The organism is Frankia sp. R82 (assembly GCF_023716925.1).
Lineage (GTDB): Bacteria > Actinomycetota > Actinomycetes > Frankiales > Frankiaceae > Frankia.
This window is the reverse complement of the sequence record NZ_JAMQQG010000214.1, coordinates 42598-60326: the sequence shown is the minus strand read 5'-3', so window position 1 is coordinate 60326 and position 17729 is coordinate 42598. Positions and strand designations below refer to the sequence as shown.

Annotated in this window: 17 protein-coding genes and 1 pseudogene; 7 read left to right on the top strand and 11 right to left on the bottom strand. The window is 69.7% G+C overall.

The annotated features are described in order from the left end of the window. Positions 1–605: 605 nt before the first annotated feature. Both ND747_RS18150 and ND747_RS18145 read left to right on the top strand, forming a co-directional pair. Positions 606–977 carry a YciI family protein gene (locus tag ND747_RS18150; protein WP_251734821.1) on the top strand — a complete coding sequence of 124 codons (372 nt, stop codon included), beginning with the start codon at positions 606–608 and terminating at the stop codon, positions 975–977. After that, positions 974–2278, top strand: a complete 1305-nt coding sequence (locus ND747_RS18145) for an RNA polymerase sigma factor (RefSeq protein WP_374216262.1) — start codon at positions 974–976, stop codon at positions 2276–2278. Before ND747_RS18150 ends, ND747_RS18145 begins: the two co-directional genes overlap by 4 nt. A gap of 268 nt (positions 2279–2546) precedes the next feature. Here the strand turns inward: ND747_RS18145 and ND747_RS18140 are convergent, their stop codons facing one another. Beyond that, positions 2547–3515, bottom strand: coding sequence for a LysR family transcriptional regulator (locus tag ND747_RS18140; protein ID WP_251734819.1), 969 nt, complete (start codon positions 3513–3515; stop codon positions 2547–2549). A 216-nt stretch (positions 3516–3731) separates the two neighbouring features. On the opposite strand from ND747_RS18140, the gene ND747_RS18135 reads away from it, so the two are divergent. Beyond that, entirely contained in the window at positions 3732–4394 is a 663-nt protein-coding gene (locus ND747_RS18135) for an O-methyltransferase (protein ID WP_251734817.1), read from the top strand. A 338-nt stretch (positions 4395–4732) separates the two neighbouring features. Here the strand turns inward: ND747_RS18135 and ND747_RS18130 are convergent, their stop codons facing one another. After that, positions 4733–4906 carry a hypothetical protein gene (locus ND747_RS18130; RefSeq protein ID WP_251734815.1) on the bottom strand — a complete coding sequence of 58 codons (174 nt, stop codon included), beginning with the start codon at positions 4904–4906 and terminating at the stop codon, positions 4733–4735. Positions 4907–5151: 245 nt separating this feature from the next. Further along, positions 5152–6003, bottom strand: a complete 852-nt coding sequence (locus tag ND747_RS18125) for a helix-turn-helix transcriptional regulator (protein WP_251734813.1) — start codon at positions 6001–6003, stop codon at positions 5152–5154. Between the two features lie 85 nt (positions 6004–6088). Here ND747_RS18125 and ND747_RS18120 point away from each other — a divergent pair, with 85 nt between their 5' ends. After that, complete coding sequence (locus ND747_RS18120; protein WP_374216261.1) at positions 6089–6826, top strand: SDR family NAD(P)-dependent oxidoreductase; 738 nt, start codon at positions 6089–6091, stop codon at positions 6824–6826. A 348-nt stretch (positions 6827–7174) separates the two neighbouring features. Here the strand turns inward: ND747_RS18120 and ND747_RS30175 are convergent. Together ND747_RS30175 and ND747_RS18115 are read right to left on the bottom strand one after the other, a co-directional pair. Beyond that, positions 7175–7276: pseudogene (locus ND747_RS30175) on the bottom strand (IS5/IS1182 family transposase); the annotation flags it as partial. 7 nt (positions 7277–7283) lie between these two features. Then, a complete protein-coding gene (locus ND747_RS18115) occupies positions 7284–8072 on the bottom strand; it encodes an SDR family NAD(P)-dependent oxidoreductase (RefSeq protein ID WP_251734809.1) in 789 nt (262 codons plus the stop codon). A 218-nt stretch (positions 8073–8290) separates the two neighbouring features. On the opposite strand from ND747_RS18115, the gene ND747_RS18110 reads away from it, so the two are divergent. Further along, on the top strand, positions 8291–9262 hold the full coding sequence (locus tag ND747_RS18110; protein ID WP_251734807.1) for an AraC family transcriptional regulator: 972 nt from the start codon (positions 8291–8293) through the stop codon (positions 9260–9262). 33 nt (positions 9263–9295) lie between these two features. Here ND747_RS18110 and ND747_RS18105 read toward each other — a convergent pair whose 3' ends face one another. Beyond that, positions 9296–9865 (bottom strand): TetR/AcrR family transcriptional regulator, encoded by a 570-nt coding sequence (locus ND747_RS18105; RefSeq protein WP_251734805.1) that lies wholly within the window; start codon positions 9863–9865, stop codon positions 9296–9298. 141 nt (positions 9866–10006) lie between these two features. Here ND747_RS18105 and ND747_RS18100 point away from each other — a divergent pair, with 141 nt between their 5' ends. Both ND747_RS18100 and ND747_RS18095 read left to right on the top strand, forming a co-directional pair. Further along, entirely contained in the window at positions 10007–11350 is a 1344-nt protein-coding gene (locus tag ND747_RS18100) for an MFS transporter (RefSeq protein WP_251734804.1), read from the top strand. After that, positions 11341–12132, top strand: coding sequence for an SDR family oxidoreductase (locus ND747_RS18095; protein WP_251734802.1), 792 nt, complete (start codon positions 11341–11343; stop codon positions 12130–12132). Before ND747_RS18100 ends, ND747_RS18095 begins: the two co-directional genes overlap by 10 nt. A gap of 98 nt (positions 12133–12230) precedes the next feature. Here ND747_RS18095 and ND747_RS18090 read toward each other — a convergent pair whose 3' ends face one another. The 5 genes from ND747_RS18090 to ND747_RS18070 all read right to left on the bottom strand — a co-directional run bounded on the left by ND747_RS18090 (position 12231) and on the right by ND747_RS18070 (position 17702). Next, positions 12231–13463 carry an RNA polymerase sigma factor gene (locus tag ND747_RS18090; protein WP_251734800.1) on the bottom strand — a complete coding sequence of 411 codons (1233 nt, stop codon included), beginning with the start codon at positions 13461–13463 and terminating at the stop codon, positions 12231–12233. Continuing rightward, on the bottom strand, positions 13460–13795 hold the full coding sequence (locus tag ND747_RS30170; RefSeq protein ID WP_374216260.1) for a YciI family protein: 336 nt from the start codon (positions 13793–13795) through the stop codon (positions 13460–13462). Before ND747_RS30170 ends, ND747_RS18090 begins: the two co-directional genes overlap by 4 nt. Positions 13796–14524: 729 nt before the next feature. Continuing rightward, positions 14525–15505 (bottom strand): zinc-binding dehydrogenase, encoded by a 981-nt coding sequence (locus ND747_RS18080; RefSeq protein ID WP_251734797.1) that lies wholly within the window; start codon positions 15503–15505, stop codon positions 14525–14527. A gap of 4 nt (positions 15506–15509) precedes the next feature. Then, complete coding sequence (locus tag ND747_RS18075) at positions 15510–15926, bottom strand: PPOX class F420-dependent oxidoreductase (protein WP_251734795.1); 417 nt, start codon at positions 15924–15926, stop codon at positions 15510–15512. A 195-nt stretch (positions 15927–16121) separates the two neighbouring features. Beyond that, positions 16122–17702, bottom strand: a complete 1581-nt coding sequence (locus ND747_RS18070) for a nitrilase-related carbon-nitrogen hydrolase (protein WP_251734793.1) — start codon at positions 17700–17702, stop codon at positions 16122–16124. Between the last annotated feature and the right edge of the window lie 27 nt (positions 17703–17729).

The window sequence follows — 17729 nt, the reverse complement described above, 5'->3', positions numbered from 1 at the left end:
GCGAAGGTCGCCGTGGCGGCATCGTCGCGCGCCATCTGCGCGACGGCCGCCGCGATCATGTAGGCGGACACATCCATACCGGCCGCCTCGGCATGCACTCTGATCGCGGCCTGGACGTCCGGAGCCGTCGAGATCGTGAACCGAATGTTTGGCATGCCATTATCGTAACACAGCGTATTACGCCGTCGTGACCACCATGCCACGGGCCACGGGCCACGGGCCACGTTCCGCCGACGACCGGCCCCGACCGAAGCAGGCCGTCGACACTGGGCTCCGCCTACCGATCGTTCCTTGTTTGTCCGACTTGCTGGTCCAGAACCATCCCGATCAGCAGCGCCACGGGTCTTTCGTCAGCAGCCCGTCGGCCTCGGCAATCTGGCTCAGGTGAAGTCCCGCTGCACACCCGCAGCCGAGCATGTCTCGATGGTCAGCCCGCAGGCGCTGGCCCGCGGCCCGCGGCGGGTGACGGGCTCGGCCGGGCCGCCTGTGCCAGGCGTCGCAGACAACGGCGACTTCTCGCTTCCCGGGTGACGATCTGAGGGTCGCCCGATCGTCATCTTGATGTGGATGTCGCGACCGGCGCGACACTGGTACGGGAGGCAACGATGCGTTACGCACTGCTGATGCACTACCGGGAGCCCGGCGAAGGGGAGATCAGCGAGGAGGCGATCGAGGAGGCGAAGGAGGCGTTCGGGGCCTACGGCCGGGCGCTGGAGTCTGCCGGGGTACTGCTATCGGCCGATGTGCTCCAGCCGTCCGCCGCGACGACGACCGTGACCCGCAGGGAGGGCGGTCTGCGGGTGCAGGACGGACCCTTCGCCGAGACGAAGGATGCCCTGGCCGGGATCTTCATGCTCGAGGTACCTGACCTGGATGCGGCCATCGGCTGGGCCGAGAAGTGCCCTGGCGCTCAGTGGGGCATGATCGAGGTACGCCCGAGCGCGACCGCCCTCGTCAAGGGCGCATGGTCACGCTGACGCCCGGCGACGGGCGGGAAGCCGGCCCCGGCCAGGACGAGCCGGGGCCGGCGTACCGCTGCGCGGATATTGCGGCCCGGGACAGTTACGGCCGGCTCCTCGCTCTGCTGGCCGCCTCCACCAGTGACCTCACCTCCGCGCAGGACATGCTGGCCGACGCGTTCGAGCAGGCCCTGCGGACGTGGCCGTCACAGGGAGTGCCAGGCAATCCCAGCGCGTGGCTGCTGGCCGTCGCCCGCAACCGGGGGCGCGACCAGTGGAAGTCCGCGCGGGTGCAACGGACCGTCCCTCTCGACGCTGGCCAGGACTCACCGGCGTATGTCGAGGACATCGACGTCGATGCGATCCCTGACCGGCGGCTTGAACTGATGCTCGTGTGTGCGCATCCGGCGATCGAACCCGCGGTGCGCACCCCGCTGATGCTCAACACGGTGCTCGGCTTCACCGCCGAGCAGGTCGGGCGGGCCTTCTCGGTGCCGCCGTCGACGATGGCGACGCGGCTGGTCCGGGCCAAGAAGCGCATCAAGGCCGCGGGCATCCCTTTCCGCATCCCGGACCGGGTAGACCTCCTCGCGCGGATGCCCTCGGTCCTCGAGGCGGTCTACGGCACCTACATCATCGACTGGGCGACCGGACCGCAAGCCCGCCAGCTGCCTTCGGAGGCGCTGCACCTCGCCGAAGTGCTCACCACGCTCGTTCCCGACGATCCCGAGGCGCGGGGGCTCGCGGCCTTGATCGGGCTCTCGGCGGCACGCGCACCGGCACGAGTTGATGCGAACGGGCGTTTCGTCCCGCTCGCCGAGCACGATCCTTCGCTGTGGGACCGGCGCCTGATCAGCCGGGCCCACGAACACCTGCGGGCCGCGCACGCGCGTGGACATCTGGGACGGTTCCAGCTCGAAGCCGCGATCCAGGCCATGCACTGCGCCCGGGGCCTCGGCGGCACCATGGACTGGCCGGCGTTGCTCGCCCTGCACCGCATCCTGCACGCCGTCGAGCCCTCTCTCGGCAGCAGTGTCGCTCTCGCCGCCGTCACCGCCGAGATCGACGGGCCGGCAGCGGGACTGGCCACGCTCGACGCGCTGCTGGCCGAAGCCGGTCAGCACAGCCACCGGTTTCAGCCGGCCAAAGCCACCCGTGCGCATCTGTTGGACCGGCTCGGGCGGAAGGAAGAGGCCGTCGTGGCTTATGAAAGCGCGATCAGCCTGACCCACGACCCGGCCGAACGTCAGTACCTGGAACACTGCCGGGACCGCGCCAGCCGTCAGGCTCAGCTCGGCTCCCTCAAGGACCGGTCATGATCGGAGCCATGGGCACGCGTCGCCCCGAGGCCCTGCGCCACGCGATCGCGGTAGCCGCGGCGGCGAGCAGGTCGCCTGGTCCCCGGGTAGCTCCACGGGTTCCCTGTTCATCTGATTTGCCGGTCCAGCACCATCTCGATCAGCGGCGCTACTGGTCGTTGACGAAGACAGTGACCTGCGGGGGCATGCCGTAGCCGATAAGCCTCGCCAGCTCTGGCAGACCAGCGAAGCACGTAGTCAGGACGCCCGCCGGAGCGGCTCTGACCCGTCAGACGCTGGCGTCAACGGGCGGACCGCTCAGGGCGGCGATGATGACATCGCGCAGGTAGGTGCGCAGCCAGCGGTGAGGGGCGTCGGCATCGTTGCGGGGATGCCAGGCGAGGCTGACCGGCAGGGGCGGCAGTGCCAGGTCGAGGTCGAGGACGGCCAGGCCGGCGGCGGTGAGGGCAGAACGGCCGAGGCGGCGGGGGGCGATGCCGACGAGGTCGCTGTGGGCGACCATTCTCAGGGCGGCAGTGTGGGAGGGTACGGCGACGGCCACGTTGCGGCGTAGGCCCTGGGCGGCAAGCGCGTCGTCGAGGGGGCCGCGGAAGCGTCCGCGGCGGGAGGCAACGACGTGACGAGCGGTCACGACGCGGTCAAGCGTGACGGGCCCCGTGGTGAGGGGATGGCCGACGCGGACGATGAGGACGGCGTCATCGGCGCCGAGCGTCTCGACCCGGATCTCCGGCGCGGTTGAGTCGATTTCGCCGATCTCGAGGTCAGCGGTGCCGTCGCGCAGCGGGTCGGCGGACGGGGTCGGCTCGGGCAGGAAGCGGATCCGCACGGCGGGGGCCTCGATGGCGAGGCGATCGAGCAGATCGGGACCGACGGCGGCGATGAGCATGTCGCTGCTGAGGATGGTGAACGTCCGGTCCAGGTCGGTGAGGTCGGGCATGCCGACCGACGCGAACACGGCCTGGGCGCGGCGGACCAGGTCGCTGACCTCCGCCTGGATCTCGAGGGCGCGTGGAGTCGGGACCATGGTGTGGCCGGTGCGGACAAGGATCTGATCGCCGGTGGTGCGGCGGATACGGCCCAGGGCGCGACTCGTCGCCGGCTCGGTCAGGTGCAGGCGGCGGGCGGCGGCACTGACACTGCGTTCGGTGAGCAACGCGTCGAGGGCGACGAGCAGGTTGAGATCGACGCCGGACAACGGCCGTGAGCCGCCTGCCTCCATCGGCGCTGCACTATGCATGCCACGCATCGTTTCAGTGATTGACATGCATTTGAAGGCAGATCGCCCGGCACCTAGGCTTGGGCTGCACCCAAAACGACCTATCGCGACAGTACGCGACTAGGTGTCCGGTAAGAACGCGGACCGAGCGCGCGGACACTGCCTTCGGTACCGCCAGCCCTGCTGAGGGCCCGTCCGGCTCTTGGCGAGATCAACCTCCCGAAAGGTGTCTTCACCATGCCTGCGACACTGCTCGATGACGCTGCGCGCACCGTGCTGAACCGCCTGTTCAGCGCGGCCGCCCAGGAGGGTCCCGCATTGTTGGCGCTGCGCGACCGGTTCAGCGGCGAAGTCGACGGCTCCCTGGCCGCGGCGGCGGCCGAGGCCGCGGCCGAGATCTACATGCCCGTCGCCCCGGAGGTGGGGCGGCTGCTCTACCTCCTCGCTCGAGCACGCAACGCCGCGCTCGTGGTCGAGTTCGGCACGTCCTTCGGGATCTCCACGATCCATCTGGCCGCAGCGCTCCGGGACAACGGCGGCGGCCGGGTCGTCACCACCGAGCTGTCCGCGACGAAGGCGGCGGCGGCCCGTGCGAACCTGGCCGAGGCCGGCTTCGGGGACCTCGTCGACGTGCGGGTCGGCGACGCATTCGAAACGCTGCGGGACCTGCCCGGGCCGATCGACCTGCTGCTGCTTGACGGCTGGAACCAGCTGTATCTGCCGCTGCTGCGAGCGCTCGAGCCCACACTCGCCTCCGGCGCGCTGGTCATCGCCGACGACGTGACGCTGTTCGCCGAGGAGAACCGCGACTACCTCGAGTACGTCCACGATCCGGCGAACGGCTACCTCAACTGCGCTGTCCCCCTCGACGACGGCGTCGACCTCGCCATCCGGCTTTGAGGAGGAATTCGACGATTCTGTGAACGAGAGCCGGCCAACCACGTCGAGGAGAGGGCCGCAGCGGACCAGGCCGGCGCCCGTCATCCGTCGATGACCGCCGTCGCCGCCGGTGAGGATGAGCTTCAGGCGTTCGCGCTCATATGCCAGGCGGTGCTCGCCGACTACAGGCACTCGTGAAGATGCCGCAGAAGGGGGCTGTGCGGTCTCGCCGCGCAGGTCGTCCGATGGATATGCATAGCTATGCGCCGCCCGGAGAGCGCTCAGGTAGACCACGCCTTGGCAGCGGCCTTCATCTGCTTCTTGAATTCGCGGACCTTGATAATAGATCCGGACGGACGTCAACTCGCCACCGAAGCGGCGACCGGCGACCGGCGACCGGCGACGATCCGCTCGGCCACCCGGCCAGGATCAACATGACCGTGGTGACGTGACGCGTCGGCCGGCAGGAACCTGCTTCGCGCCGAGAAATGAACGTTCTGGTAGTCGATGAAGACCGCGACTCGTGGGGTCATGATGTAGCCGATCCAGAAAAAACCCCGCCAGTCCCAAAGGGGACGGCGGGGAGGAAGTGGAGTCAGCTTAGGCGCCCGCCGGTCACGGCGTCAAACGGAGGAGGGCACAGAGGACGCCGAGGGCACGATGCCCCTGTGATTGCGAGGGTCCAGGGCTCTGGTGGAGTGCGGCCTGACCGCCGCGTTGCCAGCGACGGTTCGCCGCGGCCTCTGTGACATCACGCCACCTGAGCGGCCAGAGCAGCTCAGGTGGCGACCTGGTCTCGGTCCATCCAGGCCGGACGGTCACGGCTGGGGACAATGCCGGCAGCCAGCTGCCGGAGGGCGCGGGCGCTCGGGGAGCCCGGGTCGGCGGTGATGAAGACGACCTGCTGGTCGTCTTCTGGGACGGTGAGCACGTCGCAGTGGACGCGTAGCGGGCCCATCTCAGGGTGGAACATCGTCTTGGTCCGGTGGCTGGGGGTACGCACCGGATGCGTGTTCCAGATCGCGGTGAACTCGTCGCTGCCCGCGCATAGTTCTGCGAGCAGCGCCGCGAGCGCCTGGTCGCGCGGATAGCGATCCGCCGCAGCGCGTAGCCGCGCAACGGCGATCTCACCGAAGTCCTCGTGCCCGGTGGTCAGAACCTCCTCGCGCCGCAGGAAGCGGCGCCGAGCGAGATTGGGGCTGTCGCGAAGGCTGCCCATCAGTGCCTCCGCCACGTGATTCCACGCGATCACGTCGTAGCTGGCCGCGGTGACGATCGCCGCCGTGTCCGGCATCCGCTCCAACAGGCTCGCCACGTAGGGGCGGACCCGGCGCGGGGGTCCGGCCGGTGCCGGCAAGGCCACGCCAGCCAGCCGGAACACGTGTGCCCGCTCCGCACGCGTCAGCCGCAGCGCGTTCGCGACGCCGTCCAGGACCGGTGCCGACGGTCGCGGCCCGCGCGCCTGCTCAAGCCGCGCGTAGTACTCCGCCGATATGTTCGCCAGCCCCGCGACCTCCTCGCGCCGCAGGCCCGGCGTACGTCGGCGAGCACCTGCGGGTAGGCCGACGTCAGCCGGGTGTAGCGCCTCCCGCCGGTCGCGTAGGAAGCTGGCCAGTCCCTGTCGTGCCATCTGCCATTCTCCTGACCGATCAGCCGCCCAGCCTCGTACCAATGATGCCTGGATGCGCGACCAGACCATGGGCACCCTGGATCACATGAACAAGTCGATCGCACTGGTCAGCGGGGCTAACAAAGGTATCGGCAAGGACATTGCCCGGCAGCTCGCGGCGGCGGGGCACACCGTGTACGTCGGCTCGCGGGACGCCGAGCGGGGCAAGGACGCTGTCGCGGACATCGACGGCGACGCACGGCTGCTCGTCCTCGATGTCACGAGCGCCGACGGCATCGCGGCGGCGGCACGGCAGGTGCCCTCCCTGGACATCCTGGTCAACAACGCCGGTATCTCCTCCGGCGCCCCGAGGCAGGTGACCGAGGAGGATCCGGACACGTTCCGCCGCGTCTATGAGACCAACGTATTCGGCGTGGTGGCCGTCACCAACGCGTTTCTGCCAGTGCTGCGGCGCTCCGCGCACCCCAGGATCGTGAACATCTCCAGCGGCACCGCCTCGCTCGCGGCCTCCGCCGGCCAGGCTGAGGGCATCATCGTCTTCGCGAACAGGCCGACGGGCGCTCTGGGCGCATACCGGTCGTCGAAGACAGCGCTGAACGAGCTCACCGTCCTGTACGCCAACGCCCTGGCCGACGACGGGTTCAAGGTCAACGCGCTCGCGCCCGGCGCGCGGCGCACCGACCTGAACGGGCCAGGGCGCGCCTCGTCCCGCGCCGGCGACCCGGCCGAGGGCGCCGCTGGTGCCGTCCGCCTCGCCCTGCTGCCCGACGACGGCCCGACCGGAGGCTTCTTCTCCTGGGACGGCACCCCCGTCCCCTGGTAACCCCGCGCCTTCCGCAGCCGCATCCGTCTGCGGCGGGACCCATTCCCCGGCATCGGCAGGTAGCGGTTGCAACGACGAGGCGACGAACGTGACGGGTGCCGCGGCCGGTCGCGGAAGAATCGCCGATGTGCCGCTCAGCGTTCCCTCTCCGCTCCTCGCAGCCTGGCTGACCACGGCGGGCCGGGACCGGCAGCCATGACGTCCGTAGCCGACAGTGAAACGACGTTGGAGATGACGAGGTATCTCAGCCTCATCGGTGATCGCGACGACAAGATCTCGGCAGGCTGGCCTACAGGGGGTTCACCCCCTGTAGGCCGTCGGGGTTCCGGCCGGACTCGCTGATCAGCGGAAGCGACGGCCGTTGCGTTCGTAGCGCGGCGTCAGCCGGCAATAACAACCCAGGGTTCTGTCGGCCTTCCATCGGTGTCGGCCGAGGCGTTCGGTGGACTGGCTCCGCTCAGTTGACGGCAGGAATCAGTCCCCCGTCGATGCGGAGATTGGCGCCGTTGATGGAGGCGCCGAACGGGCTGGCCACGAAGGCCACCAGGGCGGCGATCTCCTCCGGAACGGCCAGCCGGGCGGCGGGGCTGGCCAGCGGACCGTCGATCAGCATACGGATGGCCGCGGCCTCGTCGGCAAGCCCGTGGTGGCGGGCAAACGTCCGGGCGAACTCCCGGAACCCCTCTGTCAGGGTCGGGCCGGGGCTGACGGTGTTCGCGGTGATCCCGGTGCCGGCGAGTTCCTTGGCGAGGCTCACCGTGAGATTGGTCAGCGCCGCCTTGGCCGCGCTGTAGGCGGCCCGGACGGGCAGCGGGTGGGTGCCCGCCGCGCTGCCGATCTGGATGACGCGCCCCCAGGTGCTTTCCCGCATCCGCGGTGTCAGCGCGAGGATCAGACGGACCGCACCGACGACATTGGCGTCATACAGGGTGCGCCAGTCGGCGGCGGTTACCCCGACCCAGCCGGCGTCGTAGGCCGCGCCGGCGTTGTTGACCAGGATGTCGATACCGCCGAGGGCCGCGGTGGCCTCGGCGGCGACCCGGGTCGCGGCCGCTTCGTCGGCCAGGTCGCCGAGCACCACCGCCGCCGTACCACCGGCGGCGACGATGGCGTCCGCGGTGGCCTGTGCCCGTTCGCCGTCCCGGCCGTGCACCACGACGGCAGCGCCTTCCTGGGCCAGAACGAGCGCGATGGCTCGGCCGATGCCACTGGAGCTGCCGGTAACCAGCGCTCGTCTGTCACGCAACTGCAGGTCCATGAGAGCTCGATTCTTCCGTCGGAGTGCGAGAGCAGAAGGTGCGCGACGAGGCCCGCCGGCCACTCGACGGATCGCAAGCCCGGTCGGCCGTTCGTCAGCTGCGATGCTCACGGTAGGACCACCGGCATGCGACGAACAATGTCCGGAACGACCATATTCATGTCCGATCATCTCAGTGAGACATCCAGAACGGATATGATCGGCTGGTGGATGTCCTCACCGACGTGCTCGCGGTGTTGGAAAGCGGCCCGACCCTGTGCGTGCGTACCCGGGCACACGCCCCGTGGGGGCTCCGGTTCGGCGGCAATCAGGGTTTCGGCTTCCACGTGGTCCTGCGGGGCACCTGCTGGCTGACGGTCGCCGGCGAGCAGCCGCTGGCCCTGCGCGCCGGCGACGTCGTGTTGCTCACGGGTGGCGGGGAGCATGCTCTGGCCGACGACCCGGCCACCCCGGCCGTCACCTTTCGCATGGACCCCGACCGGCAGGCCAGGCGGATCGGCCACCAGCATCTCGCCGGGTCCCCCGCCGGAGCACAGACGGTCCTGCTCTCGGGCGCCTACCGGATCGATCCCCGCCGGCCACATCCGATGCTGGCCGCTCTTCCCGACCTGGTGTACCTGTCGAACCGGCGCCGGCACGGACTGCACACGGCGGTGGATCTACTCGGTGCGGAGGTCGAGGAGCAGGCGCCGGGCGCGGAGGCCATCATCACCACGCTGGTGGACGCCCTGCTCGTCTACATCCTGCGCGCCTGGGGGGACGAGCACCCCACCGGCTGGAGCCGGGCGCTGACCGACCCGGCGATCGGCCCCAGCCTGCGTCGCATCCATCAGGATCCGGCCCGCTCGTGGACGGTGGAGCAGCTGGGTGCCGAAGCCGGGCTCACTCGGGCCACGTTCGCCCGGCGGTTCACCGCGCTGGTCGGTGAACCGCCGCTGACCTACCTCACCCGATGGCGGCTGACCACCGCGGCCCGCCTGCTGCGCCAGCGGGACCTGCCGTTGTCCGCCGTCGCGCACCACGTCGGCTACACCTCCGAGTTCGCCTTCGCCAAAGCCTTCAAACGGGAGTACGGCCTCGCCCCCGGCGCCTACCGTCGCCTCGCCCGAAGCAGGGCCGAGCCCCACGAACCGCCGCCGCCTCGCCAGCCGCCGGCCGCCCCGGCGGAGATTCCCTGAGCCGCAGGACGGCGACGCCGTCCGCGCACCGGCTCAGGATGCTGCCGCGAGCAGAGCCCTGGCTGCGGCCCTGGCATCCCTGGCCGGCTGGTCGGAGCTGTCGCTCAGACCGCGCGCCTTGACGCCGTCGAACAGCACGAGCAGCTGACGGGCGAGCAGGACCGGCTGTCTCGCCCCGGCCGCCCGGCCCAGCCGCTCGAACTCCTCGATCATCCGGGCGTCCAGCGAGAGCAGGACGGCATGGGCCGGATGGTCCGTGCGCGGGAACGACGCGGCGGCGTTGATGCAGATGCAGCCGTGGTACTCCGGATCGGGCAGGCCCTTGGCCAGCAGGTCGAACGGGGCCAGTAGCTGTGCGACCGGATCGCCGTCGTGCCGCGTGACCTCCAGAGCGAGGTCAGCGAAGAACTCCTCGACCCCGCGGACGAGAGTGGCCTCGATCAGCGACTCCTTCGAGCCGAAGTGCGCGTAGACCGTCGGCTTGGCGACGCCGGCCTGCTGGGCCACCGCATCGATCGTGACGCCGTAGCCATCGGCGTAGAACAGCTGGCCTGCCGCCGTGATGACCCGGTCGCGCAGGGATGGAACCGCAGCGTCTGCCATGCGTCAAGACTAACCGGTGAGTTCAGGCCGTGCTAGCCTCTGAACTCACCGGTTAATTCAGGCGAAGGGTGGCTACCAGGCATGGATGTCGCGACACCGCAGGGGTCCGCCGTCGCTCCGGCGTCGCTGAGGGGTCGGCGGATGCTGCTTCTCGTGCTGTGCGGAGCGCTGTTCCTCGACGGGCTCGACGTGTCCATGGTCGGCGTCGCCCTGCCCTCGATCCGGGCCGACCTGTCGATGTCGAACGCGTCGCTGCAGTGGGTCGTCAGCGCCTACGTACTCGGATACGGCGGCTTCCTGCTCCTGGGCGGCCGGGTGGCGGACATCGTCGGCCGGCGCCACACCTTCCTCGTCTCACTCGCGGTGTTCGTCGTCGCCTCCGGTCTCGGTGGGGTCGCCACCGGGGCGGCGACCCTCATCGCCAGTCGTTTCGTCAAGGGCGTCAGCGCCGCCTTCACCGCACCCGCCGGCCTGTCGATCATCACGACGACCTTCGACGAGGGTCCCGTCCGCAACCGGGCGCTGGCGATCTACACGGCGACCGGCGCGAGCGGCTTCTCCCTCGGGCTGGTGATCGGCGGCGGGCTCACCCAGATCGCCTGGCGCTGGACGTTCTTCCTGCCGGTGATGGTCGCGGCGGCAACGCTGCTCGCAGCGGCGCGGCACGTCCCGCGAGATCAGCGGTCGACCGACGGCGGCCCCTTCGACGCGGCGGGTGCCCTCGCCCTGACCACGGCCATGCTGCTGGCGGTCTTCGCCGTCGTCGAGGTCCCGCAGGGACATCCGGTGCTCACCTGGGCAGCGGGTGCCGCTGCAGCCATCGGGTTCGTTGCCTTCGTCATCCGGGAGCGCAGGGCCGCACATCCCCTGGTACGCCTGGGGATTCTGCGGTCGGCCGATCTCGTCCGAGCCAATCTGGGCGCGGCGTCGCTGTTCGGCGCATGGGTCGGTTTCCTCTTCATCGCCACGCTCTACCTGCAGCAGCTCCGCGGCTGGTCGGCCATCGAGACCGGCGCCGCGGTGTTCCCCAGCGGCGTCGTCGTCGTGGCCCTGGCGTCGCAGATCGGCAGGCTTGTGGGCCGCTTCAGTACCACACCGCTGATCACTGCGGGTCTCACGTCCGCCGTCGCGGCCTACGCCCTGTTCCTCCGCATCGACGAGAACACCGCCTACCTGTCCGGCATCCTTCCCACCGTCCTGCTGGGCGGGCTGGGCTTCGCGCTCGCCTTCGGGCCGCTGAACATGGCCGCCACGAACGGCATCGTCCCGGCCGAGCAGGGCCTCGCCGGGGGCCTGGTCAACACGTCGTTCCAGTTCGGTGGAGCGCTCGTGCTGGCCGTCGTCACAGCCGTCGACAACGCCGCCACACACGGCAGTTCGTCAGCCGCACTGCTGTCCGGTTTCCGCGCGGGCATCGCCGTCACGCTCGTCACCGCCGCACTCGGCGTCATCGCTACCAACGTCAAGGAGCATTCGTGGACCTGAACCTGCAGGGCACAACCGCCGTCGTCACCGGCGGCAGCAAGGGCGTGGGACTGGCCACCGTGCGGGCCCTGCTGGCCGAGGGGGTGCGGGTGGTGAGCGGTTCACGGTCCGCGACGACCGAGCTGCTGGCGACGTCGGCGGTCCCGGTGCTGGTCGACCTGTCGACACCGCAGGGCGCCGCCGAACTCGTCCGACGGGCGCTCGACGAGCTCGGCGGGATCGACCTGCTGGTCAACAACGTCGGAATCGGGGATCCGGCCGAATCGGTCCGCAAAGCGACGGCGACAGTGGCCACGCTGCCGGACGAGGCGTGGGCGGACACCTTCAACCTGGTCTTCTACAGCGCACTGCGGATGACCAGAGCCGCGTTGCCGAGCCTCGTCGAGCGCGGCGGCACGGTCATCACCATCTCCTCCGCCGGGGCCCGGCTGGTGAGTGCCGGACCGTTTGACTACAACGTGTCCAAGGCGGCGCTCAACGCGCTGGGAAAGGTGATCTCAGAGCAGTACGCCCCGCAGGGCGTGCGGGCGGTGACCGTCTCGCCGGGCCCGGTGAGCACCGATGTATGGACCTCGCCCGACGGGTTCATCGCCCGCCTGGCGCAGGCCCAGGGGCTGGAGCACCAGGCGTTCGCCCAGCAGCTGATGGACACGATGGGCTCCTCGACCGGCCGGATCACCACCCCCGAGGAGGTCGCCCGACTCGTGACCTTCCTTGCCTCGCCCACGAACATCACCGGTGCGGAGTACCTGATCGACGGCGGTCTGATCAAGAACCTCTGACCGGGCCCCACGGGCGGTCCGATGCCGGTGCCGGCTGGATCACCGGTGGAGACCTGGGCCGGGTCGCCGGGGGCGACCGCTGTGACGACCCTGCGGCGCTACGCCAGCTGGTCGCGGCGGCGGGTCAGGTAGGCGGTCTCGGCGGTGTTGCCGGCCAGTTCGATGGCCCGGTCGTACGCGGCGCGCGACTGCTCGCTACGGCCCAGCCGGCGCAGCAGGTCGGCGCGGGTCGCGTGGTAGGCGTGGTAGCCGGCCAGGCTGTCCTCGAGCCGGTCGACGGCGGCCAGCGCCGCCTGCGGTCCGTCCAGTTCGGCGACCGCGACAGCCCGGTTGAGAGCGACGATCGGCGACGGGTCGAGGCGGACGAGCTGGTCGTAGAGCGCGAGAACCTGCGACCAGTCGGTGTCGCGGATGTCGCGGGCGCTGGTGTGCACCGCGTTGATCGCCGCGAGGATCTGGTAGCGACCAGGAGCCACCCCGGTGGCCAGGCGCTCACGCACCAACCGGTGCCCCTCGGCGATCAGTGTGCCGTCCCAGGCTCCGCGGTCCTGCTCGCCGAGGGCGACGAGTTCGCCGCTGGCCGACACCCGGGCAGCGCTGCGGGCCTCGGTCAGCAGCATCAGCGCGAGCAGTCCGGCGACCTCGCCGGACTGTGGCAGGAGGACACGCACCAGGCGGGTGAGCCGGATCGCCTCGGCGGTCAGGTCACGGCGGATGGGATCGGTACCGGGGCCGCTCACCAGGTAGCCCTCGTTGAAGACGAGGAACAGGACGGCGAGCACGCCGGACACCCGGGCCGGGAGATCCTCCGCGGACGGCACCCGGTACGGGATGCGGGCGGCCTTGATCTTGGCCTTCGCGCGGGTGATCCGCTGTCCCATCGCGCCCTCCTCCACCAGGAAGGCGCGGGCGATCTCGGGCACGGTCAGACCGCCGACCATGCGCAGGGTCAGTGCCACCCGGGTCCGCATCTCGAGCGCCGGATGACAGCAGGTGAAGATCAGTCGCAGTCGGTCGTCGTCGATGGCACCGAGGGGCTCGGGTGGCCCGTTGTCGTGCAACATCCGAGCTTCCCTCTGTTTCTGGTCACGCTTGTTCTCCCGCCGGATCCGGTCGAGGGCCTTGCGGGTGGCCGTGGTGGTCAGCCAGGCACCGGGGTTCGCAGGTATGCCCTCGGCCGGCCACCGCTCGACGGCGGTCGCAAACGCCTCGGCCGCTGCCTCCTCGGCGAGGTCAAGGTCACGGAATCGCCTGGTCAGGGCGGCGATCACCCACGCCCACTCCGCGCGGTGGACGTGGGTGATCGCTTCCCGGACGTCGGGGGTGCTCAATGGAACGGCCGAACTTCGATCTTGCGGTTGCAGGCCTTCGATCCCTCGGCGGCGAGCTTCAGCGCGACGTCGAGGTCGGGCGCGTCAATGATCCAGAAGCCGGCGAGGTACTCCTTCGACTCCAGGAACGGCCCATCGGTGACCACCGCCTCCTCGCCGCGGTTGTCGATGACCGTGGCGTTGTCGGGCACCCCGAGACCGCCCGCGAAGACCCAGTGGCCCTCGGCCTGCAGCCGCTCGTTGAACACGTCGATGGCAGCCTGCTCGGCAGCCTCCTCCTCGGCGGTGATCAGGTTGTGGGTGTTGTCGATCACGGAAACCAGGTACTGCATCTCGGCTCGTCTCCTCTGCTTCGGGATGCCCCCGCGGGCGCCGCTCACCACTCCTACGAACGCCTCCACCCCGATCCGACACCGGGCCCGAACTTTTTTCGAGCCCTCTTCGCCAGCCAGGCGGGGTGACTCCGAGTTGTTTGCCAAGCAGCGCCACGGAGGTCCTCGCCCTCCGCGCGGGCCTTGAGCGCATCCGCCGACGACGCCGACGCCCGTACCGAGACAACGATCCGTGGCAGTTGTGGCCACGCCCCGGAGGGCGGCGTCAAGGTTGACGGTGAAGCCAGACAGATCAGCAGTGATGGGGCTGATCAGCCAGTTGCCATCCCAGCAATCCCCGGCTTCCGGGTACATGCGCCCGACGACCCGGATCAGGAAATGATCAGATTCCCTCCGACCGAGGACGATTTCCAAAGGTTCGTCCTGCCTGTCGAAAGTAGGCCAGCCTACGACGCGCAGGGCATAACCCATGCCCTCAATTATCGCCGTGCAAAGAGTCAGTTCGGTCCGTCCGCCGATGTCCGGGCTCGTCCACAGGCAGCCGGGCCTGGGGCCGGTTCCGCTGCTGGCCGTCGTCGTCCGTGAATCTCCGCGGGCTTGGCTACATGGTTGGCTACCGCTGTTCGGTTAGCTGACGGTGGCCCTGACCAGCGGTCGCTGCTGCTCGCTACGGACACGCTCCGTCGTTCATCGTGCGCCGGCGTGCCGGGCTCCACTTCGGCAGGCCGATCATCCCGTCGTCAGTAGAGTCTTGGCGATCGAGCGCCTGTTCTCGATCGCCGTGTGAGCCTGGGAGGCTTGAGCGAGTGGGAACATCTGTCCGATGACCGGGCGTACCTGCGCGGCGAGCTCGGTCAGCAGGTGCCCGGCGAGGCGGGCTCGTTCGGCGGTTGAAAGCTGTAGCTCGCCAATGCCGGTGATCGTGATCCCGCGACCGCGGGCACTATCGGGGTCGACCTGGGTGAAGGCGCCGCTGGGTGCGCCATGGGCGGAAAAGAGGCCGTTGTCGGCGACCAGGGCAAAGGCCTCCAGGCCGAGCTTCCCGCCCACTCCGTCGAGGACCACGCCGGGACGCGTGCCTCCGGTCGCCTCCAGCATCTGGTCGGTCCAGGCCGGGTCGCTGTAGTCGACGACTGCCTCGGCACCGGCGGCGGTCACGGCATCCAGCTTCACCGTGCCGCGTGCCGCGCCGATGACGCGTGCTCCGCGGCGACGAAGAAGCTGAACGAGCAGGATGCCCATAGCTCCCGCCGCGCCCAGAACCAGAATCCACTGCCCCGGTTCGGCTCGGGCAAGCTCGGTGATCCTCAGGGCGGTCGGCCCGTCGTGGAGCACCGCCACGGCGTTGGTCAGATCAACGCTGTCCGGAACCGCCACAAGCTCGTTTACGGCGGCAACGGCCTGCTCGGCATAGCCTCCCCATCCGCCAGGCCCTCCCGTGTGCGCGATGACCCGCCGACCCAACCAGTCGGCGTCAACCCCGCCTCCCACCCCGACGACTTCTCCGCCGACACCGTTGCCTGGAATGTAGGGAGGCTCGATCGGGAAGATTCCCACTCCCGCGCCAGCTCGGATCATGACATCGACGAACATCACGTCGATGTCACTGACCGCGATGACGACCTCCCCCGAGCCCGGGACACGATCGGGAACCTGTGCGGGAACCAGGACCTCCGGGCCGCCAAAACGGCTTACCTCGATAGCACGCATCGGGTCACGCCCCCGCGGTCTGGTCGGTGACGTTGCGGGCATACAGACCGGGCTGGTCGGGACCAACATTGTAGGCGATCACGCGCAGCGGACGAATCCGGATAATCTCGGGATCGAGGTGCGGGTCGGTAGACACGTGCGTAACCGTCTCGGCGATGCCGCGGATCTCCAGGAAATGCGCGCCCTGAGCAGTCGGCTCGGTCACCTCGTCCACCACGAACGCGACGCGCGGAACGGCCTGGACGTTGCGGTACTTCGCGCTGCTGGCCATGGCGTACCCCGTGATGTCGATCGTTTCCAGGGCAGCGTTGTAGGCGAAGCCGAGCGGCTTCACCTGCGGCCAGCCCGCTGCGCCGATGGTCGACAGGTGGCCGCGTTCCTGGCGAGTCAGAAACCGACTCTCAGCATCCGTAAAGATCATACAGACGAGGTTAGGACTTCAAGCTAACTTAAGGTCAACACCCGACATCGAACTCACTGACCGCGACTTCGCGGTAGCGCGCTCGCTCCGGCTGGGGTGACCCTGGCTCCCGTCAGACCGGAACCGGGGAGCCGGTGCAGATCAGCAGCGCCAACGGGTCGTTGGTCAGCAGCTCGTCCGCCTCGGCGATCTGACTCAGGTGCAGTCCGACGCCTTCACCGTAGTCGACCTGTGTCGAGTCGGAGGCGATGAGGACGCGTTTGCGGCGGAGGCCGCATTTCGCTCGACCGTACATCTGTCGTGTGAGCGGCGTAGTGATGCAGGTGCGGCGGCGAGCGCGATCAGGCAGGCCCAGGCGAACCAGTCACCGAGCTTGGCGTACAGGGTGGGGGCGGCAGGGGAGGGCAGCGCGGTGACCACGGCGGCGATGGGGGCCGCGTCGCTGCGTGTCTCGCCCAGCACCCGGCCGGTGGGGTCGCTGACCGTCAGGTCGCCCCTGCGGGCTGCCCGGGCGACAGCGACGCCGCTCTCGACGCCCCGGGTGACGGCGATGCGGCTGTGCAGCCACCCGTCACTGCCGAAGTCCCACGCGGGCACGAGGACGCCCACCGCGCCGCGCCGCCGGTAGTCGCGGACCAGGGTGGGGAAGTCCATGTCCTTGCAGATCGCGAGCGCCCACTCCCCTGCGGGGCCAGGGACGAGAACCGGTTCGTCACCAGGACGCAGGTCGTCCTCGGCTCCGGGAATGAGGTGACGCTTGTGGTAAACGGCCGGCCGGCTCTGGCCGGCCTGGAACTCGATCGCGGCGTTGTGGGCTGACCCGCCGCGGGTGAGCACCAACCCGACGACCACGTCGACCTTCCGTTGCGCGGCGAGGCGAACCATCGGTTCCGAGAGCACGCGCAGGCTGCTGTCGTCCGCGGCGAAGACCTTCTCCGGGATGACCACGACGCGAACCCCGTTCGCGGCCACGTCCCGGACGCGGGCAAGATAACGGTCCAGCAGATCGCGACCGGCGGGAGTGGCGAGGGAGATCGGGTCGTCGGGCTGGTCGGCGGCGATCAGCGCCACCTTTCCCGGCTGCCGGCCGGGGGCCCGGGCCAGGTGCCAGCCGCCGTATCCCAGTGCCACGGCCAGCAGGGTCACGGCGACCGTGGCGACACGCACGCGGCCGGCCACGCCTGGCACGAGCAGTACCGCCGCCGCGCTCGGGACCAGCAGGACCAGGAAGGTCACGCCCCACGGGCCGGTAACCGACACGGTCTGCAGCACCGGGAGCAGGTCGGCTTGGGTGTAGGCCAGGCTCCACCACGCACCATGCGGCATCGTCAAGGACAGCAGGTACTCGAGGCCGACCCACGTCACGGGCAGGAAGCACGCCGCGGTCAGCGTCCGCCGCCGCACGAGCAGGGTCCTGGTCCCGACGACCGCGAGCCCGAACGCCAACGCCGTGCCGATGAGGATCGACGCGACCACGGGTGGCGGCATATCCAGCGTTCCCAGAAAGTAACCCCACAGTTGGCTTTCCCCGCCGAGCCACGCGATGAATGCGATGGCGAACGCTGCACGGGCGCTACGGCGAAGGGCCACCGAGAGCACCGGCAGGGGCGCGAGCCAGATGAGCCAAGGGTGGGGCCGCAACCCAGTACCCAGGTGGAACAGGAGCGCCGACGCCATGGCCGCCGCCACAGCGGCGGCCAGCCGACGCGCCGCGGTCATCGCGGGTGCCGACACCGGCGCCGTCATCGTTGTCGTTGTTTTCATCGAAGTCTTCATGGCGGCAGGTCCTTTCGCTGGAGCCGC